Below are 25,749 nucleotides of genomic sequence, written 5' to 3'. Positions count from 1 at the left end.
GTGCAAAGCGGGGTCGAATTGGCGCCCAAAATGGCCGGAAAGCTTGTCGCGCTTGGCTTGGCGGGCGATAGGCGCTTGCTTGTGGATGCCATTGAACCCGCCTATAATGCGTCAGCTTGTCGTCCCGGGGTCCCCGCAATACGGGGCGACGAGTCCGATGCAGGCATGCATCGCATGCCATTCGCGTGAGGCGGCGATGGAAGCAGCGAGGGTTTTGGCGGAGACGACGAACGGCGAGCCGGTCCTCGAAGACTGGCTCATGAAACGCAACTGTTCGGCGTCGCCGCGCCAGTTCGTGCTGTTTTACGCGTCGCTCGCGGGCTTCTCGCTGGTGATCGCGACGTTGCTGATGTGGCGGGGGGCTTGGCTCGTCATGCCCTTCACCGGAATCGAGTTGCTGGCTGTGGGTGTCGCATTCGCGATCTATGCTCGCCATGCGGTCGATTACGAACGCATCAGGCTGTTCCCGCACCGGCTCGTGATCGAGCGGATGGATGCGGAGCGGCTCACGCAGATCGAATTCAACCCGCGCTGGGTGCGGGTCGAGCCGGGCGCGACGCCACGCGATCCGATTCGGCTGGTATCGCGCGGGCAGACCGTCGTAATCGGGCAGCATCTCGCGCAGTACAAGCGTGCGCAGTTCGCCGACGAACTGCGCATGTCGCTCAGGCGCTGCGGCTGACGAGGCGCGGGCACCGGCCGGGAACAGGCCGGCGGCTTGCGACGGGGGAGGGTTTGAATGGAAATTTTGGGTAAGGATGCTATGAAAACAATCAAGCGAGCCCTCACGGGCGTGCTGGCATGCAGCGGATTGCTCTTTGCCGGTGCCGCCCTGGCGGTCGGTGATAGCCCGGGCGGCCCCCGCGTCAACGAGATCAACTTTCAGCCGCCGGTCACGAAGATCGCCGAGGAGCTCTACGATCTCCACACGATGATGCTGATCCTGTGTACGGTGATCTTCGTCGGCGTGTTCGGCGTGATGTTCTATTCGATCTTCGCGCACCGCAAATCCAAAGGCCACAAGGCCGCCAATTTCCATGAAAGCACGACCGTCGAGATCATCTGGACGATCGTGCCGTTCGTCATCGTCGTGCTGATGGCGCTGCCGGCGACGAAGGCCGTCGTCGCGATGAAGGACACGACCAACGCCGATCTCACGATCAAGGTCACCGGCTACCAGTGGAAGTGGGGCTACGACTACGTGAAGGGCCCGGGCGAGGGCATCGGCTTCCTGTCGACGCTGACCACCCCGCGCGACGAAGTGATGGGCAAGAAGCCGATCACCGACACCTATCTGCAGGAAGTCGACAACCCGCTCGTCGTGCCGGTCAACAAGAAGATCCGCATCATCACGACCGCGAACGACGTCGTCCACTCGTGGTACGTGCCCGCGTTCGGCGTGAAGCAGGATGCGATTCCCGGCTTCGTGCGCGACACGTGGTTCAAGGCCGACAAGGTCGGTACCTTCCGCGGTTTCTGTACCGAGCTGTGCGGCAAGGAACACGCGTACATGCCGGTCGTGGTCGAAGTTCTGTCGGAAGACGACTACGCGAAGTGGGTCACCGCGCAGAAGGCCAAGCTGGCCGGCGCGGCGGTCGATCCGAACAAGGTCTACACGATGGCCGAACTCGTCGCGCACGGCGAGGAAGTCTACAAGGCGAACTGCGCGGCCTGCCACCAGGTGAGCGGCAAGGGCCTCGGCGCATTCCCGGCGATGGACGGCAGCCCGATCGTGAACGGCCCGATCGCCGGCCACGTCGAGCGCGTGCTGAACGGCAAGGGCGCGATGCCGTCGTGGGCGTCGCTGTCGGACCTCGACATCGCATCGGTCGTCACGTACGAGCGTAATTCGTGGGGCAACCACAAGAACGACCTGCTGCAGCCGAAGCAAGTGGCTGACGCGCGCAACGGCAAGATGCCGGAAGACACGGCAGGCGCAGCGGCGCCGGCCGAAGCGGCTTCGGCACCGGCGCAAGCCGCGTCGGGCGCAGCCGAGCAGCCGGCGGCAGCGTCGGCAGCGGCATCGGCCGCGTTGTCGACGATCTACTTCGAGACGGGCAAGAGCGTGCTGCCGGCCGACGCGAAAGCGGCGATCGCCGCCGCGGCCGACTATGCGAAGGCACATCCGGACGCGAAGCTCGCGCTGTCGGGTTTCACCGACAAGACGGGCTCGGCCGACGCGAACGCCGAACTGGCGAAGCACCGCGCACAAGCCGTGCGCGACGCGCTGAAGGCAGCAGGCGTGGCGGAAGACCACATCATCATGAAAAAGCCGGAAACGATCACGGGCGGGGCTGACGCTAAGGAAGCCCGGCGTGTCGAGATCGGTCCGGCGGCTTGACGTGTCGCTGAGTTAGTCGACGTATTCGCATTAGGAGATTCTCATGTCTAGCATCGGGCACGACGTAGCCGCGGACCACGCGCACGACGACCACGCGCACGAAACCCCGCATGGCTGGCGGCGCTGGCTGTTCGCCACCAACCACAAGGACATCGGTACGCTGTACCTGCTGTTCTCGTTCATCATGTTCCTGTCGGGCGGCGTGATGGCGCTCGGCATTCGTGCCGAACTGTTCGAGCCGGGCCTGCAGATCATGCGTCCGGAGTTCTTCAACGAACTCACGACGATGCACGGCCTGATCATGGTGTTCGGCGCGATCATGCCGGCGTTCGTCGGCTTTGCGAACTGGATGATTCCGCTGCAGATCGGCGCGTCCGACATGGCGTTCGCGCGGATGAACAACTTCAGCTTCTGGCTGCTGCCGGTCGCGGCAGTGCTGCTGGTCGGCTCGTTCTTCGCGCCGGGCGGCGCGACGGCCGCCGGCTGGACGCTGTACGCGCCGCTGTCGACGCAGATGGGCCCGGGCATGGACTTCGCGATCTTCGCGGTCCACATCATGGGCGCGTCGTCGATCATGGGCGGGATCAACATCGTCGTGACGATCCTGAACATGCGCGCGCCGGGCATGACGCTGATGAAGATGCCGATGTTCGCGTGGACGTGGCTGATCACGGCCTACCTGCTGATCGCCGTGATGCCGGTTCTGGCAGGCGCGATCACGATGGTGCTGTTCGACCGTCACTTCGGCACGTCGTTCTTCAACGCGGCAGGCGGCGGCGACCCGGTGATGTACCAGCACATCTTCTGGTTCTTCGGCCACCCCGAGGTGTACATCATGATTCTGCCGGCGTTCGGGATCGTGTCGCAGGTGATCCCGGCGTTCGCACGCAAGACGCTGTTCGGCTATAGCTCGATGGTGTATGCGACGGCTTCGATCGCGATCCTGTCGTTCATGGTCTGGGCGCACCACATGTTCGCCACGGGCATGCCGGTCACCGGCCAGCTGTTCTTCATGTACGCGACGATGCTGATCGCGGTGCCGACGGGCGTGAAGGTGTTCAACTGGCTCGCGACGATGTGGCGCGGCTCGATGACCTTCGAAACCCCGATGCTGTTCGCGATCGGCTTCCTGTTCGTGTTCACGTTCGGCGGCCTGACGGGCCTGATGCTCGCGATGGCGCCGCTCGACATCCAGTATCACGGCACCTACTTCGTGGTGGCGCACTTCCACTACGTGCTGGTGGCCGGCTCGCTGTTCGCGCTGTTCTCGGGCTGGTACTACTGGGCGCCGAAGTGGACGGGCTGGATGTACAACGAGACGCGCGGCAAGATCCACTTCTGGGCGTCGATGATCTTCTTCAACCTGACGTTCTTCCCGATGCACTTCGTCGGCCTCGCGGGCATGCCGCGCCGCTATGCGGACTACCCGGCGCAGTTCACGGACTTCAACCAGGTGGCGACGATCGGCGCATTCGGCTTCGGCCTCGCGCAGGTGTACTTCCTGTTCGCGGTCGCGCTGCCGGCCTACCGTGGCGGCGGCGACCTGGAAAAGGCGTCGGACAAGCCGTGGGACGGCGCGACGGGCCTCGAGTGGACGGTGCCGAGCCCGGCTCCGTTCCATACGTTCGAGCAACCGCCGCACGTCGAGTAAGTTTCACAGTGCGCTTAGCCGCTGCCTGCCGTGCAGGCAGGCGCGGCGGGCGCCGAATCGAAGTTTCAGCGAAGTTTCAGATGAACCGGAATCCACAAGAAAGACGAACGCCCGAGCAGATTCGCGCGGGCAACAAGCGGCTCGGCCTCATCCTGCTCGTCATCGCCGCCGTTTTTTTTGTGGGTGTCGTGATCAAGCAGTGGTGGCTGTCCACTCACTGATGCAGTAACTGACGCAGTAGCGAGGAAGTTGTCGTATGTCGAAGCCGGAAGAGGGCGCCGTCGATCGCGCGTTCAATCGTTCGATGCTGGTGAAGCTCTTCGTCGTGGCCGGGCTGATGTTCGGTTTCGGCTTTGCGCTGATCCCGATGTATCGGGCGATCTGCCAGATCACCGGCATCAACAACCTGGTGCAGCGCGACGTCAGCGAGCGCGAGGTGAAGAACTCGCAGGTCGACACCAGCCGCACGGTGTCGGTCGAGTTCGATGCGAACGCGCGCGGCCCGCTCGGTTTCAAGCCGGAGCACAACAGCCTCGACGTGCATCCGGGCGAGCTGACGACGATCGTGTACGACGTGACGAACGGGCAGGGCCGGCCGGTCGTTGCACAGGCGATTCCGAGCTACGCGCCGAAGCAGGCGACGGAGTTCTTCAAGAAGATCGAGTGCTTTTGCTTCACGCAGCAGACGCTGGCCGCGAACGAGTCGCGCAAGATGCCGGTGGTGTTCGTGATCGATCCGAAACTGCCGAAGGACGTGAAGACGATCACGCTGTCGTACACGTTCTTCGAACTGAATACGCCGGCCGCGCCGGCGCCGGCGACGCGCAGTACCGCGGCGCAGGGCGCGGCGAAGCCGGATGCGTGACGACGGAGACGGGGCGATGACGGAGGGCAAGCGGGGCGGGTCGTTCGGCCAGGCGGTGAAAGCGGTGCTGTGGTCGTTCTTCGGGGTGCGCAAGCGGCGCGACCTGGAGGCCGACGCGACGCAGCTCAATCCGCTGCACGTGCTGATCGTCGCGTTGATCGCGGCCGGCGTGTTCATCGGCGTGCTGATCCTGATCGTGCGTGCCGTCGTGGGCTGAGGCCCGCGGCCACGAAAGAATGCAGTGCGCAGCGCCGCGGCGCTGCGTGCAGGAAAGAGCGGTGGCGGTCGTGCCGCGCAAGAAATAAAGCCGGAGCGGTTTCCGGTACACAAATTGGACTGAAGTGGAGAATCAAGCATGAGCGGTCAAAACCAGACCCCGTACTATTTCGTGCCGCATCCGTCGCAGCATCCGATCAGCGCGGCCGTCGGCCTGCTGGTCATGCTCGGATCGGTGGCGCTGTGGATCAACGGTCACGACTGGGCGCCGTTTACGGCGCTGCTCGGCCTGCTGTGGTTGCTCTTCACGCTGTATCACTGGTTCGGCGACGCGATCGCCGAATCGGAAGGCGGTCATTACGGCAAGAACGTCGACAAGTCGTACCGCTGGAGCATGAGCTGGTTCATCTTCTCCGAAGTCATGTTCTTCGGCGCGTTCTTCGGCGCGCTGTTCTATGCGCGCGAAATCGCGCTGCACCAGCTCGGCAGCCTCGACTACAAGCTGATCTGGCCGGACTTCTCCGCCGTGTGGCCGAACGAAGGCCCTGCCGCGCTCGCCGGTCACTTCAAGACGATGGGCCCGTGGCCGGTCCCGACGATCAACACGGCATTCCTGCTGTCGTCGGGCGTGACGCTGACGATCTCGCACCACGCGCTGCGCGACGATCATCGCAAGAAGGCGATCGCATGGCTGGCCGCGACGCTCGCGTTCGGTATCTGCTTCCTGTTCCTGCAGGGTTTCGAGTATTTCCACGCGTACAACGAACTGAACCTGACGCTGAACTCGGGCGTGTACGGTTCGACGTTCTTCCTGCTGACCGGCTTCCACGGCTTCCACGTGTTCCTCGGCGGCACGATGCTCGCGGTGGTGCTGGTGCGGATGATCCGCGGCCACTTCAAGCCCGATCACCACTTCGCATTCGAAGGCGCCGCGTGGTACTGGCACTTCGTCGACGTCGTCTGGCTCGGCCTGTACGTCGTCGTCTACTGGCTGTAAATGGAAAAACGGCCCGCGCAGCAATGCGCGGGCCGTTTTCATTGGTGTCGGCCCGGCAGTTGCGAGCCGACACCACCCTGGCGCCGCCGCGACTCAGTCAGGCGGCGCTTTTACTTGGTGGCGCGGTCGTGCGGCTAAATGTCACAGCGTGTCGCAGCGGTTGCCGCAGGCCGCGGCGACAAATGCGTCAACGCCCGATCGGCAGGCCGGTCGAATGGATCCAGCCCATCCAGTTCGCGAGCAGGATGAACAGGAACAGCGAGACCGACAGCCCGACGCGGGTGGCGAGCGACCAGACCATGCGTTTCGTGTGGCCGCGGTCGTGCATCATGAAGTAGAGCGCCGAGCCCATGCTGGCGATGATGAGGACGAAGGCGATGGGAACGAGTATGTGCATGACGCGAACCGGACGACGGCAATTCGGAAGGAAGGGGATAATTATCGCATTTCGCTTTCGCGAATGTGCCCGGCGGGTTGCACGATGAAGATTCGCTGGCTGCCTGCGCTGCTGATTCTCGTCGTCGTCGCCGTCACGATCCGTCTCGGTTTCTGGCAGCGCGACCGCGCGCACCGGAAGGAAGCGCTGCAGGCGAGCATCGTGCGCTACGAGCATGCGGTGCCGGTCGACGTCGGCGCGCGGCCGATTCCGCTCGCGTCGATCGAGTTTCATCGCGTGCGTGCGAAGGGCCGCTTCCTGCCCGAGCAAGCGGTGTTTCTCGACAATCGGCCGTATAACGACCAGCCGGGTTTTTACGTCGTGATGCCGTTTAAACTCACGGGCGGCGGTGTCGTGCTCGTCAACCGCGGCTGGCTGCCGCGCAACATCGCCGATCGCACGGCGATCGAGTCGTTCGCGACGCCCACGGGCGACGTCGAGATCGTGGGTATCGCGCGCGCCGACGCGTCGCGTGCGTTCGAGCTCGGCGAAGGCGGGTCGGCGGCGCACCAGAAGATCCGGCAGAACCTGGACGTCGCCGCGTATGCGAAGGAAACGGGGCTGCCGCTGCAGCCGTTCGTGATCCAGCAGACGAGCGACGACGGCGACAAGCTCGTGCGCGACTGGCCGGCGGCGACGACCGGCGTCGAGCGCAATTACGGTTACATGTTTCAGTGGTGGGCCATGGCGGCGGCCGCGCTCGGCTTCGGCCTGTACGCCGCGCGGCGTGCGGCGAAGAAGTCGGCCGGCGCGTGAGCGCCATGCCAGGACGCGGCGCACGCGCCGCGGGTTCGTTTCGAGAGGTCTGATTTGTCCATGCAATCTTCCCGTCAGGGTCCGGCCGCTGCGCCGTCGCCTGCGGCCCGCAAGCGCGGCCGCTGGATGCTCGTGCTGCTGGGTCTCGTGTGCGCGGCGCCGATGCTCGCGTCGTACTTCACCTATTACGTGATCAAGCCGAAGGGCGGTTCGACCAACTACGGTACGCTGATCGAGCCGCAGCGGCCGATCCCGGCCGATCTGCAGGTCACCGACGAAACCGGCAAGACGGTGCCGCTGTCGTCGCTGCGCGGCGTGTGGCTGTTCGTGATGACGGATCGCAGCGCGTGCGACGACGCGTGCGCGAAGAAGCTCTATTTCATGCGCCAGATCCGCGTCACGCAGGCCGGCGAACGGCACCGGCTCACGATGGTATGGCTGCGCAGCGATGCGGGCGCGATGCCGCAGAAGGTGCTGGAAGCCTATCCGGACACGCGCCGGCTCGTCGCCGATCCGGCCGCGGTGGCCGCGTGGCTGCCGGCCGACGCCGGCACGAACGACACCGACCATATCTACATGGTCGATCCGAACGGCAACCTGATGATGCGTTTCCCGAAAGACCCGAATCCCAGCAAGATCAAGGCGGACGTGACGAAGCTGCTGAAGTGGTCGAGCATCGGCTAAGGCGAGAGAGCGAGGCACCATTCCGATGTCGTATCTACTGCAACTCGGCCTGATCGGCTTCTGCATCGCGCTGCTGCCGCTGTCGTACGTGTGGGTGAAGGCCGACGACGACAAGTTCCGCAAGCTCGTGTGGATCACCACGTTCCTGACCCTCGACCTGGTGATGTTCGGCGGTTTCACGCGGCTGACCGATTCGGGGCTCGGCTGCCCCGACTGGCCCGGCTGCTACGGCACGTCGTCGCCGTTCATCGCGCATGCCGCGATCACGGCCGCGCATCAGGCGATGCCGACGGGCCCCGTCAGCATGACGAAGGCGTGGATCGAGATGATCCACCGCTATTTCGCGATGGCGATCGGCGTGCTGATCATCGCGCAGGTCGTGATCGCATGGGCCGCGCGGCTGCGTCGCCGCCCGCTGCACGTATCGCCGTGGTGGCCGACGAGCCTGCTGCTGCTGATCGTCGTGCAGGGCGTGTTCGGCGCATGGACGGTCACGATGAAGCTGCAGCCGGTAATCGTCACGATCCACCTGCTGCTCGGCCTCACGCTGCTCGGCACGCTCGGCTGGCTCGCGGCGCGGCAGACGCCGCTGCCGTCTCACGACCCGGAGGCCGGGCGCTATCGCGCGGCCGCGCTCGCGGCGCTCGTGCTGCTGGTCGTGCAGATCGCGCTCGGCGGCTGGGTGAGCACCAACTACGCGGTGCTCGCGTGTACCGATTTCCCGACCTGCAACGGCCAGTGGATTCCGCCGATGGACTTCGGGCACGGCTTCCACCTGTGGCGCGCGCTCGGGATGACGAAGGACGGCGACGCGATCACGCAGGATGCGCTGGTCGCGATCCACTGGACGCACCGCACGTTCGCGTTCGTCGTGGTCGCGTACCTGATCGCGTTCGCGCTGAAGATGCGCCGCTTCGAATCGCTGCGGCGGCCCGCGAACGGCGTGCTGCTGGTCGTCCTGCTGCAGTTCGTGACGGGCCTGACCAACATCGTGCTGCAGTGGCCGCTGCCGGTCGCCGTCGCGCACAACGGCGGTGCCGCGATCCTGCTGCTGCTCGTCGTCATGTTAAACTTTCGCATCCTTTCAAGCCGCCCCGGCCGTGTCGCGCAGCCTGCGCGCGACGCCGCCCCGGCGTGACCGCCCCCATGCAAAGCACCCTCTCCCAATCGCCCGGTAGCCGCTTTTCCCAGTACATGGCGCTGACGAAGCCGCGTGTCACGCAGCTCGCGGTGTTCTGCGCGGTGATCGGCATGTTCCTCGCGACGCCGGGCATGGTGCCGTGGCATGTGCTGATCGGCGGCACGGTCGGCATCTGGCTGCTGGCCGGCGCCGCATTCGCGATCAACTGCCTCGTCGAACAGAAGATCGACGCGATGATGCGGCGTACCGCATGGCGCCCGTCCGCGCGCGGCGAGATCACGACGCCGCAGATCCTGGTGTTCTCGGCCGTGCTCGGCAGCGCAGGCGCATGGACGCTCTATACGTTCACGAACCCGCTGACGATGTGGCTGACGATCGCGACGTTCGTCGGCTACGCGGTGATCTACACGCTGCTGCTCAAGCCGATGACGCCGCAGAACATCGTGATCGGCGGCGCGTCGGGCGCGATGCCGCCGGCGCTCGGGTGGGCCGCGGTCACCGGCGCGGTGCCCGGCGACGCGTGGATCCTCGTGCTGATCATCTTCGTGTGGACGCCGCCGCATTTCTGGGTGCTCGCGCTCTATCGCCGCAAGGATTACGAGAGCGCGGGGCTGCCGATGCTGCCCGTCACGCACGGCGAGAAGTTCACGCGGCTGCATATCCTGCTGTACACGGTGATCCTGTTCGCGGTCACGCTGATGCCGTTCATCTCCGGGATGAGCGGGGCTGTCTACCTGACGAGCGCGGTGCTGCTCGGCGCGGTGTTCCTCGCGTATGCGTGGAAGATCTACCGCGACTATTCGGACGCACTCGCCCGCAAGGCCTTCCGCTATTCGATCGTCTATCTGTCGCTGCTGTTCGCCGCGCTGCTCGTCGATCACTATGCACGCCCGCTGCTCGGCGTGTAACCGCACGGTTTGAACGCAATGCTCCAATCACGGTTCGGGCGCCGCGCGCGCCAAGGCTGGATGCTCGCGTGCGCATTCACGGCAGCGCTGCTGCTCGCCGGATGCGACAACGCGCCGAAATTCCAGAATCTCGACATCACCGGCAACACGCAGTTCGGCAACGACTTCTCGCTGCCCGATACGGCCGGCAAGGTGCGCACGCTCGCAGACTTCAAGGGCCGTGCCGTCGTGATGTTCTTCGGCTATACGCACTGCCCGGACGTGTGCCCGACGACGATGGCCGAACTGTCCGAGGCGCTGAAGCAGCTCGGGCCCGATGCCGCGAAGCGCGTGCAGGTGCTGTTCGTCACCGTCGATCCGGAACGCGACACGCCGGCGCTGCTCGGCCAGTACGTGCCCGCGTTCGATCCGTCGTTCATCGGCCTGCGGCCGGCCGACGAAGCGGCGCTGAAGAAGGTCACGAAGGATTTCCGCGTGTACTACGCGAAAGTGCCCGGCAAGACGCCCGGCAGCTACACGATGGACCACACCGCCGCGAGCTACGTGTTCGATCGCGACGGCAAGCTCCGCCTGTTCGTGCGCGACGGCCAGGGCCCCGGCCCGTGGGTCCACGACCTGAAGCTGCTGGTCGACTGACCGGCATTCGCCGGGCGCCCGGCCCGGCGTTTCGCGTGTCGGCCGTATTGCGCCGTCACGCTTTCCCCCTTCCCTTTTCGTGTGCATGCGCTGCCCGCCGCGCGGCGCGTCGGCGCGCGCCTGCGTGCCACGCAGGAGCCGCGTTACGGCAGCGCCGGCACGTTGAAGCCGGACGCGGCGCGCGTGATCCGGAATTCCGTCACGCGATACGTCGCGAGCCCCTCGGTGACGAACGGGTCGGTCTTCAGGATCGCGTCGAGTTCGTCGCGATCGATGCGGGCCGCGAGGATCACGCCGCCTTCGCGCGGCACCTTCGGCCCCGCCGCGATGAAGATGCCCTTGTCGAACAGCGGCTGCAGATATGCACGGTGGCGTTCGAGCGCGTCGTCGATGCGCTCGAGCGATGCGGTGTAGTGGATGTCGATGACGTACATGGATGGCCCCGGAATGGCGCCGGCGCGTCGCGCGCCGGCCAGCCGGTCTTTGTAGCACAGCGGATGCGGGCTGTCGCGCCGGGGCCGTCCGTTCCGCATCGGCGCGTATTCAAGTTGTAAGCCTCGTTGCCGTAAATGCAAGGGCAACCGTTTGCGCGCGGCAGGCCGTTCGTGCGCATCGTGTGCACCGACATCGATAAAGGCACGCAGATGAGCAGAATGAGTTTGAACCGCAAGCTGTGGCTCGCGCTTGCGCTGGTATGGATCGGTCTGCTGGGCGTCGGCGCCTGGAGCGCCTACGAGACGCGCGCGACGATGCTCGCCGAACGCAAGGCCGGCATCGCGAATCTCGTCGACTCGGCGGCCGGCATCGTGACGGCGTATCACGCGCTTGCGCAGAGCGGCACGCTGCCCGAGGCCGACGCGAAGCGCGACGCGCTCGCGAGCCTTGCCGCGATGCGCTACGGCGATTCGGGCTACGTGTTCGTGATGGACTCGAAACCGGTCGTGCTGATGCATCCGACGCTGCCGAAGCTGGTCGGCACGCAGGTCGGCGACTATCTCGATCCGGACGGCAAGCCGCTGTTCGTCACGATCCTGAACGCCGCGAAGGAGACCGGCAGCGGCTTCGCCGAATATCGCGGGCGGCTGCCGCACAGCGAAACCGCCGTGCCGAAGATCAGCTACGTCACGCGGTTCGCGCCGTGGGACTGGAACATCTCGAGCGGCGTGTTCCTGAAGGACATCGACACCATCTACTACCGCACGCTGCTCGGCCACCTCGCGGTCGTGTTCGTGATCGGCTTCGTGATCAGCACGGCGATGCTGGTGATCATCCGCAACGTGCGCGCCAGCCTCGGCGGCGAGCCCGACGAAGCGGCCGCGCTCGCGACGCGCATCGCGCAGGGCGACCTGACGCAGCCGGTGCCCGTGCGCGCGGGCGACCGCACGAGCATGATGGCCGCGATGCGCGACATGCAGGCACGGCTGCAGGCGACGATCGGCGGGATTCGCCAGTCGGCCGAATCGATCGCGTCGGCGAGCCGGGAGATCTCGGCCGGCAACGACGACCTGTCGCAGCGCACCGAGGAGCAGGCCGCGTCGCTGGAGGAAACGGCCGCGAGCATGGAGCAGCTGACCGCGACGGTGAAGCAGAACGCCGACAACGCGCGGCAGGCGAGCGGGCTCGCGAACAACGCGTCGGACATCGCGCGCACGGGGAGCGACGTCGTGAACCGCGTGATCGGCACGATGGGCGAGATCGACGACAGCTCGCGCAAGATCGCCGACATCATCGGCGTGATCGAGGGCATCGCATTCCAGACCAACATCCTCGCGCTGAACGCGGCGGTCGAGGCCGCGCGTGCGGGCGAGCAGGGCCGCGGCTTCGCGGTGGTCGCGGGCGAGGTGCGCTCGCTCGCGCAGCGCAGCGCGACGGCCGCGAAGGAGATCCGCGCGTTGATCGTCGACTCGGTCGAGCGCGTGCGCAACGGTTCGACGCTGGTCGGCCAGGCCGGCACGACGATGGGCGAGATCCTGCAGGCCGTCGCGCGCGTGACCGACATCATGGGCGAGATCGCGGCCGCGTCCGAGGAGCAGGCGAGCGGCATCACGCAGGTCGGGCGCGCGGTCACGCAAATGGACCAGGTGACGCAGCAGAACGCGGCGCTCGTCGAGGAAGCCGCGGCCGCCGCCGCGTCGCTGCAGGAACAGGCCGCGCGGCTGCGCGACGCGGTCGGCGCGTTCCGGGTCGGCGATGCCGGCGGCATATCGTCGCGGCGGGCCGGCGAGCGGGCGGCCGAACCCGCGTTCGGCACGAAGGCGGCCGACGGCGCAGCGGTGGCGTGACGCGTACGGCCGAGGCCGATGCGCGATAGGCGAACGCAACTAACGGCCAAGCCGCGCATCCGTCGCCGGCACCGCTGCGGTGCATACCCATATGAGCGGGATGTATTTCACTTCCCGCCGATCCTGTGACACCATTTGCCCCTTCCAGCGAGTCGGGGGATACCCGTATCGCGCCCCATTTCCAGTAAGCAAGAAAGCGAGAAACAGATGAAGCGTCGCAGTCTCCTGAAGGTATTTTCCGTGCTGGCCGCCGGTGCAGCGCTGACGCTGTCGGCGGGCGCGCACGCCGAGGACAAGGTGATCAAGGTCGGCACGGTCGCCGGCCCGGATGCGGAAGTGTGGCAGCTCGTGCAGAAGGTCGCGAAGGAGAAGGAAGGCCTGAACGTGAAGGTCATCGAGTTCAACGACTACGTGCAGCCGAACGCGGCGCTCGACGCGGGCGACCTCGACGCGAACAGCTTCCAGCACCAGCCCTACCTCGACAGCCAGGTGAAGCAGCGCGGCTACAAGATCGTCAGCGCGGGCCTGACCTACATCTCGCCGATCGGCGTGTATTCGAAGAAGTTCAAGTCGCTGAAGGACCTGCCGCAAGGCGCGAAGCTCGCGGTGCCGAACGATCCGTCGAACGAGAACCGCGCGCTGCTGCTGCTGCAGACGCAAGGCGTGATCAAGCTGAAGTCGGGCGCCGGCACGGGCGGCAACAACGCGACGGTGCTCGACATCGCCGAGAACCCGAAGAAGCTGAAGATCTCCGAGCTCGACGCCGCGCAACTGCCGCGCGTGCTGTCGGACGTCGACGCGGCCGTGATCAACACGAACTACGCGCTGGCCGCGAACCTGCAGCCGACCAAGGACGCGATCGCGCTCGAAGCGCTGACGAGCCCGTACGCGAACCTGATCGCCGTGCGCGCGAAGGACAAGGATCAGCCGTGGGTGAAGAAGCTGGTCAAGGCGTACCAGTCGCCGGAAGTGCGGGAATTCATCAAGAAGCAGTTCAAGGGCTCGATGGTCGCGTCGTTCTGAACGCCGCACACCGGTCGGACCGCCGAACGAAAAGGGCCTGCGTCGCGCGCAGGCCCTTTTTCATTGGCGCGGCCGGTGGACGGCCGCGCGGTGCGCCGCGTTCGATGCCGGATTACATGTCGCCGCGCCGCGAGCAGATCGCCATGATCTGCTGGATCGCATAGTTGTCGCGCACACCCGGCAGCGATTGCACGACGCACTCGTGAAAGCGCCGCTCGCGCGGCAGCAGCATCGCGTTGTTGCGGTACAGCGCGTCGCAGGAGCGCTGGATCAGCTGGGCCGCGGCGGCGTTGCGGCTTTCGCGCAGCGCGCCGAGCATGCACTCGTCGTATTGCGCATAGCCGTCGGTCAGCGCGAACGCCGCGCCCGGCAGCGCCAGCGCGACGGCCGCGAATGCGATTGCACGGACTCCCTGTTTCATGTGCCCTCCGATGGTGTCGCCTGGGTCGGCCGACAGCATAACGTAAAGCCGTCAACGCGGCTGACGCGTTGCGCCGATGCCGGCGGGAACCGCCGCCGGCCGGGCTTCGCGCGCGGTTGCGGGCACCGGCGGGCAGCGCAATCCGGCGCGCCGGGCGAAAGCGGGGAGTCAGGCGGTGGTCTGCGGAAATGGTATCCTCGTGCGTTCGCCGCTACGCACCTTCCCGGGGGGTGCGCGGGCCGGCCGCCGCCGAGTTTTACGCGCGGCGGAGCCCGCCTGACGGCGGCGGGAATCCATCATCCAGAACCGACACAATACGGGGGAGACTCACCCATGAAGCGATTCAAGACTTTCGCGATCCGTTCGATCGCGGCCGGCGTGGCCGCACTCGCGCTGGCAGGCGCCGCGCACGCGCAGACCGTCAAGGTGCTGTCGATCGTCGACCATCCGGCGCTCGACGCGATCCGCGACGGCGTGCGCGCCGAACTGAAGGCGGAAGGCTACGGCGACGACAAGCTCAAGTGGGAATACCAGAGCGCGCAGGGCAACACGGGCACGGCCGCGCAGATCGCGCGCAAGTTCGTCGGCGACAAGCCCGACGTGATCGTCGCGATCGCGACGCCGGCCGCGCAGTCGGTCGTCGCGGCGACGAAGAGCGTGCCGGTCGTCTATTCGGGCGTGACCGATCCGGTCGCCGCGCAGCTCGTGAAGGGCTGGGGCCCGTCGGGCACCAACGTGACGGGCGTGTCCGACAAGCTGCCGCTCGATCGCCAGGTCGCGCTGATCAAGCGCGTCGTGCCGAATGCGAAGACGGTCGGCATGGTCTACAACCCGGGCGAGGCGAATTCGGTCGTCGTCGTGAAGGAGCTCAAGGAGATTCTCGCGAAGCAGGGGATGACGCTGAAGGAGGCGGCCGCACCGCGTACCGTCGACATCGGCCCGGCCGCGAAGAGCCTGATCGGCAAGGTCGACGTGATCTACACGAACACCGACAACAACGTCGTGTCCGCGTACGAAGCGCTCGTGAAGGTCGCGAACGAAGCGAAGATCCCGCTCGTCGCCGGCGACACCGACAGCGTGAAGCGCGGCGGCATCGCGGCGCTCGGCATCAACTACGGCGACCTCGGCCGCCAGACGGGCAAGGTCGTCGCGCGCATCCTGAAGGGCGAGAAGCCGGGCGCGATCGCGTCGGAGACGAGCAGCAACCTCGAGCTGTTCGCGAACACGGGCGCGGCCGCGAAGCAGGGCGTCACGCTGGCGCCGGATCTCGTCAAGGAAGCGAAGACGGTCATCAAGTAAGCCGCGGCCGACCGCCGCGCTTGCGGGCCCGATCCGGGCCCGAACGACACCGCCGGACGGGCGGCTCCCACCCGGGGCCGCCCGTTCGCTTCGCCCGGCCGTACACGTCCGGCCGGGAAGCAACAGGATTTCCCCATCATGTCTCTGTTCTCGTTTCTGGGCGCGCTGGAGATCGGCCTGATCTTCAGTCTCGTCGCCCTCGGGGTGCTGATCTCGTTTCGCATCCTCAACTTCCCCGACCTCACCGTCGACGGCAGTTTTCCGCTCGGCGGCGCCGTCGCCGCGACGCTGATCTCGGCCGGCTACGACCCGTTCTCCGCGACGGTGCTCGCGATCGTCGCGGGCGCGGCGGCCGGCTTCATCACGGGCTGGCTCAACGTGCGCCTGAAGATCATGGATCTGCTCGCCAGCATCCTGATGATGATCGCGCTGTATTCGGTGAACCTGCGGATCATGGGCCGGCCGAACGTGCCGCTGATCACCGAGCCGACGCTGTTCACCGTGCTGCAGCCCGACTGGATGCCCGACTACGTGCTGCGCCCGGCGCTGCTCGCGATCGTCGTCGTGGTCGCGAAGCTCGGCCTCGACTGGTTCTTCTCGTCGCAGCTCGGCCTCGCGATGCGCGCGACCGGCGCGAACCCGCGGATGGCGCGTGCCCAGGGCATCGCAACCGGCCGCGCGACGCTTGCCGGGATGGCGCTGTCGAACGCGCTCGTCGCGCTCGCAGGCGCCTTGTTCGCGCAGACGCAGGGCGGCGCGGACATCTCGATGGGGATCGGCACGATCGTGATCGGGCTGGCCGCGGTGATCATCGGCGAGACGCTGCTGCCCGCGCGCCGGCTGGTGCTGACGACGCTCGCCGTCGTGCTCGGGGCGATCGTCTACCGCTTCTTCATCGCGCTCGCGCTGAACAGCGAATTCATCGGCCTGAAGGCGCAGGACCTGAACCTCGTGACGGCCGCGCTCGTCACGATCGCGCTGGTGCTGCCGGCGACGCGCAAGAAGCTGTTCGCGCGCAAGAACGGAGGGGCATGACATGCTGTCCGCACAAGACCTGACACTCACGTTCAATCCCGGCACGCCGATCGAGACGCGCGCGCTGCGCGGGCTGTCGCTCGAGATTCCCGACGGCCAGTTCGTCGCGGTGATCGGCTCGAACGGCGCCGGCAAGTCGACCTTCCTCAATGCGGTCAGCGGCGACCAGCGCGTCGATGCGGGGCGCATCTCGATCGACGGCGCGGACGTCACGCGCCAGCCCGCGTGGGACCGCGCGCACCTCGTCGCGCGCGTGTTCCAGGATCCGATGGCCGGCACCTGCGAGGCGCTGACGATCGAGGAGAACATGGCGCTCGCGACGGCGCGCGGCGTGCGGCGCGGCTTCCGGGCCGCGCTCGACCGGCCGTCGCGCGAGCTGTTCCGCGACAAGCTGCGGCTGCTGAATCTCGGCCTCGAGAACCGGCTGACCGACCGGATCGGGCTGCTGTCGGGCGGCCAGCGGCAGGCCGTGAGCCTGCTGATGGCGTCGCTGCGGCCGTCGCGGATCCTGCTGCTCGACGAGCACACGGCCGCGCTCGACCCGAAGACGGCCGCGTTCGTGCTGGAGCTGACCGCGCGCATCGTCGCCGAGAGCCGGCTGACGACGATGATGGTCACGCACAGCATGCGGCAGGCGCTCGACTACGGCGATCGCACGGTGATGCTGCATCAGGGACAGGTCGTGCTCGACGTGTCGGGCGACGCGCGCAAGGGGCTCGACGTGCCGGACCTGCTGCAGATGTTCGAGAAGGTGCGGCACGAGCAGCTCGACGACGACGCGTTGTTGCTGAGTTGACGTGACGGGCGGCACGCGGCGAGCCGGCGCGATGTGGTGTTGCATCGTGCCGGTTTGAGTGCCGATCCGGCCGGGTGATTCGGCGCGTGTGCATCGCAGCGGGCCGGATGGTTGCGAGGATCGCATTCGCCGCGCTTGCGATGAACCGCGACGGTTACGGCAACCTCTGCGAATTGGTTTCGCTCGGCACGCATGCCTGGCGCAGCTCGATCACGAGCATCAGAAAGCCCCCTTAGCGCCTGCGTGGCCTGCCCGATTGCATCGCGATCCTGTCGCCAGACTTCCCGGCCAGCGCGCAGAGGCTCGAGCCCAGGTCGAATGGATTGCGCGCGTGTTCGGTGATCGCACATGGGCCGCGCTCACGCTGCACGCACGCGCGATGGATGACGGCAGCGACAGCGGATACGTTGCACACCTGAAACGTTTTTTTCTAAACAATTTCGGATTGCCATGGCGTGCCGACTTCGGTGCCTTGGTCCTATGCCAATTTGCGACGGTTGGTACGGTTCTAGCTTGAAAGCAAAACTGTCCGATTCCGGATTTTTATCCGGTATCAAGCACGCAACAAATAACGACATAACGCCCCGATTATGACTGGCACATCATCGTGCTCGTTTCCATAACGGGTGGAAATTATTTCGCATGCCGAAGGATGAAAATCATGCTTTCTTACCGAAATCGATATTTTCGGAACGGGCTGAGCATTGTCGGATCACTCGTCACATTAATCTCCGCGCTCGCCTTCGCCGTCGCTGTTCAGGATACGAATGCGCAGGAGAAGGGCAATTCGTCTGCCGTAAAGATCAAGCCGCCTCCGTTACCCAACGGTTCCGCCCAGGTCAAGGTGAAGCCGGGTATGTCCGACGAGGAATGGGAGAAGGCATACAAGGAGACGGGGCGCCCCAAGTTCAACTTGAAGTCCGTCAAGAAAGCCGGCGGCAACGTGCAACGTGACTAGGGAGAAACGGCCATGAAAAAGATCCTGCTTGTCATCGCCCTGCTTGCCGGACTCGCGCAAATGACGTTGCCGGGCACGGCGCACGCGCAGGTCACCACGGCACGTACGCTCGTGCTGTACGACAATCCGGCCAATGACCCGTATTCGAAGCTCGGCCTGATGTACAGCATCATGTTGAGAAACCTGCTTGGCCATTTCAACGCGACAGTCGACCTGGTTCCGATACAGAACTACACGGCCGGAATGGTCGCGAACCACGACGTCACGTTCTACATCGGCGACTACTACAACAACCCGATTCCGACGGCGTTCATGAGCGACGTGATGACCGCCACGAAGACCGTGGTCTGGTTCAAATACAACTTGTGGCAGCTTGCATGGAACACGGCCTATACCTTCAACCAGACCTTCGGGTTCAGCTTTCTCGGCATTGCCGGGTTGAACGCGCCGCCTTCGTCGAGCAATCCGAATCCCGGCTTCTACGACACGGTCACGTACAAGAATCTGCCGATGGTCAAGTACTACGCCTATGACGCATCATCCGGCGCCATCAATGCGGACCCGGATGTCGGGCTGACCCAGGTCGTCGATGCCACCAAGGCGCAGGCACTCGTCACCATCAAGAACAGCAAGACCGGCACAACCACGCCATACGTCATGCGTTCGGGCAAGCTCTGGTATTTCGCGGATGTGCCGTTTTCCTTCATCGGCCCGACAGATCGATACCTGGTGATATGCGACATCCTGCACGACATACTGCAGACCAATGCACCGGTGAATCACCGTGCGCTCGTCCGTCTGGAGGACCTCGACGCGTATACGACGACGAGTTCGATGACAACGCTGACGAATTACCTGTATTCGAAGCAGATTCCGTTCACGATGGCCACCATCCCCGTGTATACGGATCCGAACGGCTATTACACCGGCGGCGTCCCGGAGACGATCCATCTTGCGCAGGCAACGGGCCTCATGAGCGCGCTGAACTACGCGATAGCGCACGGCGGCTCGATCGTGATGCACGGCTATACGCACCAGTACGATTCGACGCCGAATCTTCTCACCGCGGTCAGCGGTAGCGACTATGAGTTCTGGTATGCGGTCCAGAACCGTCCCGTCGATGAGGACTCCGTTCAATGGGCGGCAGGCAGAATGGCCGAGGGCATCCTCGAGTTCACGACCAACGGCTACAAGGTCGTCGGCTGGGCTGCGCCGCAGTACCAGATGTCGCCGAATGCGGCGGCGGCCACTGCCCTCGAGTTTCCGACGACGTTCCAGCGGGCCGTCTACTACACCGCGACCAATCCTCAAATCGGAACGGGGGCGCCCAACCAGGACTTTTCGGCCGGGCAGTTCTTTCCGTACATCATCAACTCCGATTACTACGGACAGCGGATCGTTCCGGAGAACCTGGGCAGCATCCAGTACAACATCTGCAATGTCGACCAATTCTCGTGTATCGCGTACACATGGCAGCAACTCGTGACCAATGCGCAATACGGTTTGGCGGTGCGGGACGGTTTCGCGTCCTTCTTCTTCCATCCATACTGGCTTGAACCCGATCTCGGATTGCCGGCGTACCAGGACTTCCAGAGCCTGATCACCGGCATTACGAATCTCGGCTATACGTGGGTAGACGGCACGACTGCCAAGTGATACTGGCATGGCGGCAGCTCCGTGCGACCTTCATCGGCGCGCCCGTGGCTTAGAGCTGACTATTGACGTCAGCTCTGCCCGAGCGCGCATGCTCGGCGAGCCAGGACGCTCTGGATATCGCCCTGAATTCCTATCGTCGCCTCTCTCGCGCCTTGGAGATTTTCAGCTAGAATACTGTATATATATACAGTATTAGTGAGCGATCGATCGTGACTACCGTTCTTCTCCATCCCAGCCAGATCCGGCCCGCTGACGAACGGGCTCGGTCCATCGATACGTTGCTCGACGCAAGTATGCATTCCGGCTCGGGGGGAATAACGCTCTGGCGCGGCTCGCAGCTCGCGCGCGGCGGCCCGCGCACGATCGATACCGGCTTCGCGCCGCTGTCCGCCGAGCTGCCGGGCGGCGGCTGGCCGGTCGGCGGGCTCGTCGAACTGCTGGCCGCGCAGCCGGGCTGCGGCGAGATGCGGCTGCTCGCGCCCGCGCTCGCACGCACCGTCAGCGCCCGGCGTCCGCTCGCGCTCGTCGCGCCGCCGCAATCGCCGCATGCGACCGCGCTCGCCAGTCTCGGCGTGCCGGCCGACGCGCTGCTGTGGCTGCGCGCCGGCAGCCGCACGGATGCATTGTGGGCCGCCGAGCAGGCGCTCAGGACCGGCTGTTGCGGCGCGCTGCTGCTCTGGCAGGACGCGCGGCCCGATGCGCTGCGGCGCCTGCATCTCGCGGCCGCGCGCACGGGTGACACGCTGTTCGTGATGCTGCGCCCGCTGTCGGCCGCGCGGCAGCCGTCGCCGGCCGTGCTGCGCGTCGCGCTGCATCCCGTGCCGGGCGGCGTGTCGCTCGATATCGTCAAGCGTCGCGGGCCCGCGCGCGGCGAGCCGCTCGTGCTCGACCTGCCGTCGCCCATCGTGGAGAGTCGTTATGCGCGTCTTGCTCGGCATCCATCTGCCGCGCCTGCCGCTCGACGTGTGCGCCCCGCAGCCGTCTGACGCAGCGGCCGGCGGCGCCGGCTGCGCGGTGCTCGAGCAGGGCGTCGTGCTGATCGCCGATGCGCCCGCGCGCCGGCAAGGCGTGCGCGCGGGCATGAAGCGCGGCGGCGTGCTGACGCTCGCGCCCGAGACGCAGCTCGTCGAACGCGATCCCGCGCGCGAGGCCGATGCGCAGCGCGCGGTCGCGCTCGCGTTGCTGCGCTTCTCGCCGTGCGTCGCGCTCGACGACGAAGCCACGCTGATCGTCGACGTCGGCCCGAGCCTGCGCCTGTTCGGCGGCCTGCCGTCGCTGTGCCGCCAGGTGCGCGCGACGCTCGCGGCGCTCGGTTATGCGGCGCGCCTGTCCGCCGCGCCGACCGGGCGCGGCGCGTGGCTGCTCGCGCGCACGTCGGCGCGCGCGCGCATCCGGCGCCGCGTCGCCGGCCACGCGTCGCTCGTCCGCTCGCTCGACGGGCTGCCCTGTGTGCTGCTGCCCGATGCGCGTCCGTATGCGGGCTGGTTCGACGGCCTCGGTTGCCGCACGCTCGCCGATCTGCGCCGCCTGCCGCGCGCGGGGCTGCAGCGCCGCTGCGGTCCCGCGCTGCTGGCCGCGCTCGATCGTGCATACGGCGAAGCGGTCGAGCCGCTTGCGTGGATGGCGGTGCCGCCCGTGTTCGACGTGCGGCTCGAATTGCCGGAGCGCGTCGAATACGCGGAAGCCGTGCTGTTCGCCGCGCGGCGGCTCGTCGTGCAGCTCTGCGGCTGGCTGGCCGCGCGGCAACTGTCGCTGGCCGCGATGACGTTCGATCTCGAGCACGAGCGCGGCCGCCAGGCCGTGCCGCCGACGCCGCTCGAACTCGCGTTCGCCGCGCCCGTACGCGACGAGGCGCACTTCATGCGGCTGCTCGGCGAGCGGCTCGCGCGCGTCGAACTGCCGGCCGCGGTGATCGCGGTGCGCCTGAAGGCCACGCGCGTCGAATCGGTCGCGCCGCCGGCCGACGATCTGTTTCCCGAGCCGGGCGGCACGCGCGAGACGCGCGCGCGGCTGTTCGAGTTGCTGGTCGCGCGGCTCGGCGCGGAGAACGTGCTGCGCGCGGCGCCCGTCGCCGATCACCGGCCCGAAGCCGCGAACCGCTGGCTGCCGCTCGATGCGCAGGCCGGCAAGCCGGCCGCTGGTCCGCCGGCCGTGCCGCCGCGTCCCGCGTGGCTGCTGGCCGAGCCGCTGCCGTTGCTGATGCGCGGGGAGCGGCCGGTATTTCATACGCCGCTCAGGATGATGTCGTCGGCGGAACGGATCGAGGCCGGGTGGTTCGATGGTCAATTGGCCGCGCGCGATTACTACGTTGCGCAGGGCGAAGAGGGGGCGTGCTACTGGGTATTCAGGGAGCGGACGAGCAGTCGGTCGGCTCCGCACTGGTTTCTGCACGGCCTGTTCGGGTGAGCGGTGATGGCTGCGCAATACCAGTTTCTTCCCGACTACGCGGAGTTGTTCTGCCGCTCGAACTTTTCGTTCCTGCATGGCGCGTCGCATGCGGAAGAACTGGTCGAGCGCGCGTTCGAACTCGGCTATCGCGGGATCGCGATCACCGACGAATGCTCGCTCGCAGGCGCGCCGCGCATGCATGTCGAGGCGAAGGCGAAAGGGCTGCCGCTCGTCATCGGTTCGTATTTCGAAGTCACCCCGGATGAAGTCGCACCTGGCCACGATCCGGGCCCCGGCGCGTTCGGGCTCGTGCTGCTCGCGCAGAACCGCGAGGGTTACGGCAACCTGTCCGAGCTGATTTCGTGGCGGCGGATGGCATCGCCGAAGGGCACGTATCGACTGACGTCGAGGATGCTGTCGGTGCCGCCCGAGGCGTTTGCACACTTGCGCGGAATGCCCGACTGCTTCGCGATTCTCGTGCCCGCGTATCCGGTGCGTGCGGACGTACTCGATGCTCAGGTCGCATGGTTTCGCGCGACATTCGGCGAGCGTGCGCGGCTGGGGCTCGTGCAGTTGCAGCGCGCGCTGGACGGTGCGCAGCGCGAGGAGATTCGTGCGGCCGGCGCGCGGCGTGGGGTGCGCATCGTTGCGCTTGGCGATGTGACGATGCACCGGCGGTCATGCAAGCCGCTGCAGGACGTGATGACGGCGATCCGGATCGGGATGCCGGTCTCGGAATGCGGCTATGCGCTCGCGCCGAACGCGGAGCAGCATCTGCGCAGGCGGCAGCGAATCGCAGAACTGTTCTCGCCGGACGAGATCGCGCAGACGTGCGCGATTCTCGATGCATGTCATTTCGAACTCGATTCGCTGCGCTACGAGTATCCCGACGAGATCGTGCCGAAGGGGCTCACGCCGACGAGCTATCTGGAGCAGGAAACCAGGGCAGGGGCGGCCGGGCGCTATCCGCAGGGTATTCCGGAGAAAGTGGCGACGCAGATCCGGTATGAACTCGACCTGATCGCGAAGCTGAACTACGAACCGTTCTTCCTGACCGTCTACGACATCGTCAAATACGCGCGCAGCCAGAACATCCTGTGCCAGGGCCGGGGCTCGGCCGCGAACTCGGTCGTCTGTTACTGCCTCGGCATCACCGAAGTCAATCCCGATCAGAGCACGATGCTGTTCGAGCGCTTCATCAGCGAGGAACGCGGCGAGCCGCCCGATATCGACGTCGACTTCGAGCATCAGCGTCGGGAAGAAGTGATCCAGCATATCTACGAAAAATACGGACACGATCGCGCCGCGCTCGCCGCTGCCGTATCGACGTATCGCCCGCGCGGCGTGCTGCGCGAAACCGGCAAGGCGCTCGGCGTCGATCCGATGCTGGTCGATCGCGTTGCGAAAGGGCACCGCTGGTTCGACGGCAGCCGCGATCTGCTGCAGAAGTTCGCGACGGCCGGGCTCGATCCCGAAACGCCGCTGATTCGCGCATGGGCCGAACTGGCGGGGCGATTGCTCAATTTTCCGCGCCACCTGTCGCAGCACTCCGGCGGCTTCGTGATCAGCCGCGGCAAGCTCACGCGGCTCGTGCCGGTCGAGAACGCTGCGATGGACGGGCGGCGCGTGATCCAGTGGGATAAAGACGATCTCGAGGCGCTCGGACTGATGAAGGTCGACGTGCTGGCGCTCGGCATGCTGTCGGCGCTGCATCGCGCATTCGACATGCGCACCGCGTGGCGCGGGCCGCCGGAGCCGGGCGGCGAGCCATTCACGCTGAAACACATTCCGCAGGATGATGAAGCGACCTACGACATGATCTGCCGCGCCGACACGGTCGGCGTGTTCCAGATCGAATCGCGCGCGCAGATGTCGATGCTGCCGCGCCTGCGGCCGCGCAATTATTACGATCTGGTGATCGAGGTGGCGATCGTGCGGCCGGGGCCGATTCAGGGCGGAGCGGTGCATCCCTATCTGAAGCGGCGGCAGGGCATCGAAAAGGTCAGTTACCCGAAGGAAGATCTGAAGCCAGCGCTCGAACGCACGCAGGGTGTGCCGATCTTCCAGGAGCAGGTGATGCAGGTCGCGATGATCGCGGCCGGCTTCACGCCCGGCGAAGCCGACCAGTTGCGTCGCGCGATGGCCGCGTGGAAGCGCAAGGGCAATCTGGAGCAATATCACCGCAAGATCGTCGACGGGATGCGCGAGCGCGACTATCCGCCCGAATTCGCCGAACAGATCTTCGAGCAGATCAAGGGCTTCGGCGATTACGGTTTCCCCGAAAGCCACGCGGCGAGCTTCGCGAAGCTCGCCTACGCCAGCAGCTGGCTCAAATGCCACGAACCGGCGATCTTTCTCGCCGCATTGCTGAACAGCCAGCCGATGGGTTTCTACCCGCCGTCGCAACTCGTGCAGGACGCGAAGCGCCACGGCGTGCAGGTCCTGCCGATCGATGTCACGCAAAGCGACTGGGAAGCATCGCTCGAAGCGCTGCCCGGCCAGCCGCCGCCGCACGGCCAGCCTGCCGTGCGGCTCGGCCTGTCGCTCGTGCGCGGCCTCGGCGAAGCCGCCGCGCGCCGCATCGAAGCCGCACGCGCGGCGGGCCCGTTCGAGAACGTCGACACCCTCGCGCGTCGCGCGCAGCTCGAACGCCGCGACCTCGAAGCGCTCGCCGCCGCGAACGCGCTCGCGACGCTCGCCGGCCATCGCCGCGATGCACTGTGGCAGGCTGTCGCCGCGGCGCCGGAGCGCGACCTGCTCGCCGCCGCGCCGATCGACGAAGCGGAGCAGCCCGCGCTCGGCGCGCCGTCGGAGGCCGACGACATCCTCGCCGACTATCACACCACCGGCCTCACGCTGAACCGCCATCCGGTCGCATTGCTGCGGCCCGCGCTGCGCGCGCAGCGGCTGTCGTCCGCGGCCGAACTGCGCAACCGCCCCGACGGCCGGCTCGCACGCGCGTGCGGGCTCGTGACCGCGCGGCAGATGCCGGGCACCGCGAAAGGCGTGATGTTCATGACGCTCGAGGACGAAACGGGTTGCGTGAACGTGATCGTCCGGCCCGAACTGCTCGCGCGGCAGCGCCGCGAAACCCTCGATTCGCGGCTGCTCGCGGCGTCCGGCGTGTGGCAGGTCGTGAGCGACGTGAGGCACCTCATCGCGCAGCATTTCGAGGATCTGACGCCGCTGCTCGGCGGCCTGCGTACGTCGAGCCGCGAATTCCACTGACTCCATCGATGCGTGCCGCCGGCCCGCGGCGC

At 66.3% G+C, this 25,749-nt stretch carries 25 protein-coding genes and 1 pseudogene; 23 read left to right on the top strand and 3 right to left on the bottom strand.

Annotated features, from left to right (window positions below):
• Positions 1-157: 157 nt before the first annotated feature.
• The 7 genes from BT264_RS09705 to BT264_RS09680 all read left to right on the top strand — a co-directional run bounded on the left by BT264_RS09705 (position 158) and on the right by BT264_RS09680 (position 6,070).
• The gene (locus BT264_RS09705) at positions 158-682 is read left to right on the top strand and encodes a DUF2244 domain-containing protein (RefSeq protein ID WP_051983603.1); all 525 of its coding nucleotides are present in this window, start codon (positions 158-160) and stop codon (positions 680-682) included.
• Between the two features lie 57 nt (positions 683-739).
• A complete protein-coding gene (gene coxB / locus BT264_RS09700) occupies positions 740-2,341 on the top strand; it encodes a cytochrome c oxidase subunit II (protein ID WP_072437280.1) in 1,602 nt (533 codons plus the stop codon).
• A 43-nt stretch (positions 2,342-2,384) separates the two neighbouring features.
• Positions 2,385-3,992 (top strand): cytochrome c oxidase subunit I, encoded by a 1,608-nt coding sequence (gene ctaD / locus BT264_RS09695; RefSeq protein WP_072437279.1) that lies wholly within the window; start codon positions 2,385-2,387, stop codon positions 3,990-3,992.
• 80 nt (positions 3,993-4,072) lie between these two features.
• On the top strand, positions 4,073-4,213 hold the full coding sequence (locus tag BT264_RS39140) for a cytochrome oxidase small assembly protein (RefSeq protein WP_006760728.1): 141 nt from the start codon (positions 4,073-4,075) through the stop codon (positions 4,211-4,213).
• A 35-nt stretch (positions 4,214-4,248) separates the two neighbouring features.
• On the top strand, positions 4,249-4,857 hold the full coding sequence (locus BT264_RS09690; protein ID WP_072437278.1) for a cytochrome c oxidase assembly protein: 609 nt from the start codon (positions 4,249-4,251) through the stop codon (positions 4,855-4,857).
• 16 nt (positions 4,858-4,873) lie between these two features.
• Entirely contained in the window at positions 4,874-5,074 is a 201-nt protein-coding gene (locus BT264_RS09685) for a DUF2970 domain-containing protein (RefSeq protein ID WP_047899090.1), read from the top strand.
• A 138-nt stretch (positions 5,075-5,212) separates the two neighbouring features.
• Entirely contained in the window at positions 5,213-6,070 is an 858-nt protein-coding gene (locus tag BT264_RS09680) for a cytochrome c oxidase subunit 3 (RefSeq protein ID WP_072437276.1), read from the top strand.
• A 187-nt stretch (positions 6,071-6,257) separates the two neighbouring features.
• Here BT264_RS09680 and BT264_RS09675 read toward each other — a convergent pair whose 3' ends face one another.
• Positions 6,258-6,467: a twin transmembrane helix small protein gene (locus tag BT264_RS09675; RefSeq protein ID WP_034179103.1), complete on the bottom strand. Its 210-nt coding sequence runs from the start codon at positions 6,465-6,467 to the stop codon at positions 6,258-6,260.
• An 84-nt stretch (positions 6,468-6,551) separates the two neighbouring features.
• Between BT264_RS09675 and BT264_RS09670 the strand changes: the two genes are divergently transcribed.
• The 5 genes from BT264_RS09670 to BT264_RS09650 are packed head-to-tail and all read left to right on the top strand — an operon-like array spanning position 6,552 to position 10,631.
• The gene (locus BT264_RS09670) at positions 6,552-7,262 is read left to right on the top strand and encodes an SURF1 family protein (RefSeq protein WP_256260603.1); all 711 of its coding nucleotides are present in this window, start codon (positions 6,552-6,554) and stop codon (positions 7,260-7,262) included.
• Positions 7,263-7,322: 60 nt separating this feature from the next.
• A complete protein-coding gene (locus BT264_RS09665) occupies positions 7,323-7,946 on the top strand; it encodes an SCO family protein (RefSeq protein WP_072437274.1) in 624 nt (207 codons plus the stop codon).
• Positions 7,947-7,971: 25 nt separating this feature from the next.
• Positions 7,972-9,084 carry a COX15/CtaA family protein gene (locus BT264_RS09660; protein ID WP_072437273.1) on the top strand — a complete coding sequence of 371 codons (1,113 nt, stop codon included), beginning with the start codon at positions 7,972-7,974 and terminating at the stop codon, positions 9,082-9,084.
• An 8-nt stretch (positions 9,085-9,092) separates the two neighbouring features.
• Positions 9,093-9,995 (top strand): heme o synthase, encoded by a 903-nt coding sequence (gene cyoE / locus BT264_RS09655; protein ID WP_072437272.1) that lies wholly within the window; start codon positions 9,093-9,095, stop codon positions 9,993-9,995.
• A gap of 18 nt (positions 9,996-10,013) precedes the next feature.
• Entirely contained in the window at positions 10,014-10,631 is a 618-nt protein-coding gene (locus BT264_RS09650; protein WP_072437271.1) for an SCO family protein, read from the top strand.
• Positions 10,632-10,774: 143 nt separating this feature from the next.
• Here the strand turns inward: BT264_RS09650 and BT264_RS09645 are convergent, their stop codons facing one another.
• Positions 10,775-11,065, bottom strand: coding sequence for a YciI family protein (locus BT264_RS09645; protein WP_034179097.1), 291 nt, complete (start codon positions 11,063-11,065; stop codon positions 10,775-10,777).
• A 210-nt stretch (positions 11,066-11,275) separates the two neighbouring features.
• On the opposite strand from BT264_RS09645, the gene BT264_RS09640 reads away from it, so the two are divergent.
• Positions 11,276-12,913: a methyl-accepting chemotaxis protein gene (locus BT264_RS09640; protein WP_072437650.1), complete on the top strand. Its 1,638-nt coding sequence runs from the start codon at positions 11,276-11,278 to the stop codon at positions 12,911-12,913.
• Between the two features lie 207 nt (positions 12,914-13,120).
• On the top strand, positions 13,121-13,936 hold the full coding sequence (locus tag BT264_RS09635; protein ID WP_072437270.1) for a MetQ/NlpA family ABC transporter substrate-binding protein: 816 nt from the start codon (positions 13,121-13,123) through the stop codon (positions 13,934-13,936).
• A gap of 112 nt (positions 13,937-14,048) precedes the next feature.
• Here BT264_RS09635 and BT264_RS09630 read toward each other — a convergent pair whose 3' ends face one another.
• Complete coding sequence (locus tag BT264_RS09630) at positions 14,049-14,357, bottom strand: VF_A0006 family four-cysteine protein (RefSeq protein WP_072437649.1); 309 nt, start codon at positions 14,355-14,357, stop codon at positions 14,049-14,051.
• Between the two features lie 333 nt (positions 14,358-14,690).
• On the opposite strand from BT264_RS09630, the gene BT264_RS09625 reads away from it, so the two are divergent.
• From BT264_RS09625 to BT264_RS09590, 9 genes and pseudogenes are all read left to right on the top strand, one after another.
• Positions 14,691-15,656, top strand: coding sequence for an ABC transporter substrate-binding protein (locus BT264_RS09625; protein WP_072437269.1), 966 nt, complete (start codon positions 14,691-14,693; stop codon positions 15,654-15,656).
• A 138-nt stretch (positions 15,657-15,794) separates the two neighbouring features.
• On the top strand, positions 15,795-16,691 hold the full coding sequence (locus BT264_RS09620; protein WP_072437268.1) for an ABC transporter permease: 897 nt from the start codon (positions 15,795-15,797) through the stop codon (positions 16,689-16,691).
• 1 nt (position 16,692) lies between these two features.
• Positions 16,693-17,487 carry an ABC transporter ATP-binding protein gene (locus tag BT264_RS09615; protein WP_072437267.1) on the top strand — a complete coding sequence of 265 codons (795 nt, stop codon included), beginning with the start codon at positions 16,693-16,695 and terminating at the stop codon, positions 17,485-17,487.
• Positions 17,488-17,606: 119 nt separating this feature from the next.
• A pseudogene (locus tag BT264_RS40455) lies at positions 17,607-17,875 on the top strand (hypothetical protein); the annotation flags it as partial.
• A gap of 273 nt (positions 17,876-18,148) precedes the next feature.
• The gene (locus BT264_RS09610) at positions 18,149-18,445 is read left to right on the top strand and encodes a hypothetical protein (protein ID WP_072437648.1); all 297 of its coding nucleotides are present in this window, start codon (positions 18,149-18,151) and stop codon (positions 18,443-18,445) included.
• 12 nt (positions 18,446-18,457) lie between these two features.
• A complete protein-coding gene (locus BT264_RS09605) occupies positions 18,458-20,101 on the top strand; it encodes a DUF2334 domain-containing protein (RefSeq protein ID WP_072467033.1) in 1,644 nt (547 codons plus the stop codon).
• Positions 20,102-20,394: 293 nt separating this feature from the next.
• Positions 20,395-21,087: a translesion DNA synthesis-associated protein ImuA gene (imuA, locus tag BT264_RS09600; protein ID WP_110281348.1), complete on the top strand. Its 693-nt coding sequence runs from the start codon at positions 20,395-20,397 to the stop codon at positions 21,085-21,087.
• On the top strand, positions 21,020-22,507 hold the full coding sequence (locus tag BT264_RS09595; RefSeq protein WP_072444728.1) for a Y-family DNA polymerase: 1,488 nt from the start codon (positions 21,020-21,022) through the stop codon (positions 22,505-22,507). Before imuA ends, BT264_RS09595 begins: the two co-directional genes overlap by 68 nt.
• Positions 22,508-22,513: 6 nt before the next feature.
• Positions 22,514-25,717, top strand: coding sequence for an error-prone DNA polymerase (locus BT264_RS09590; protein WP_072444727.1), 3,204 nt, complete (start codon positions 22,514-22,516; stop codon positions 25,715-25,717).
• The last annotated feature ends 32 nt before the right edge of the window (positions 25,718-25,749 follow it).

Source organism: Burkholderia sp. NFPP32 (assembly GCF_900119325.1).
GTDB classification, from domain to species: domain Bacteria; phylum Pseudomonadota; class Gammaproteobacteria; order Burkholderiales; family Burkholderiaceae; genus Burkholderia; species Burkholderia pyrrocinia_C.
The sequence above is the reverse complement of the archived record's forward strand: the minus strand, read 5'-3'. Positions and strand labels throughout refer to the sequence as shown.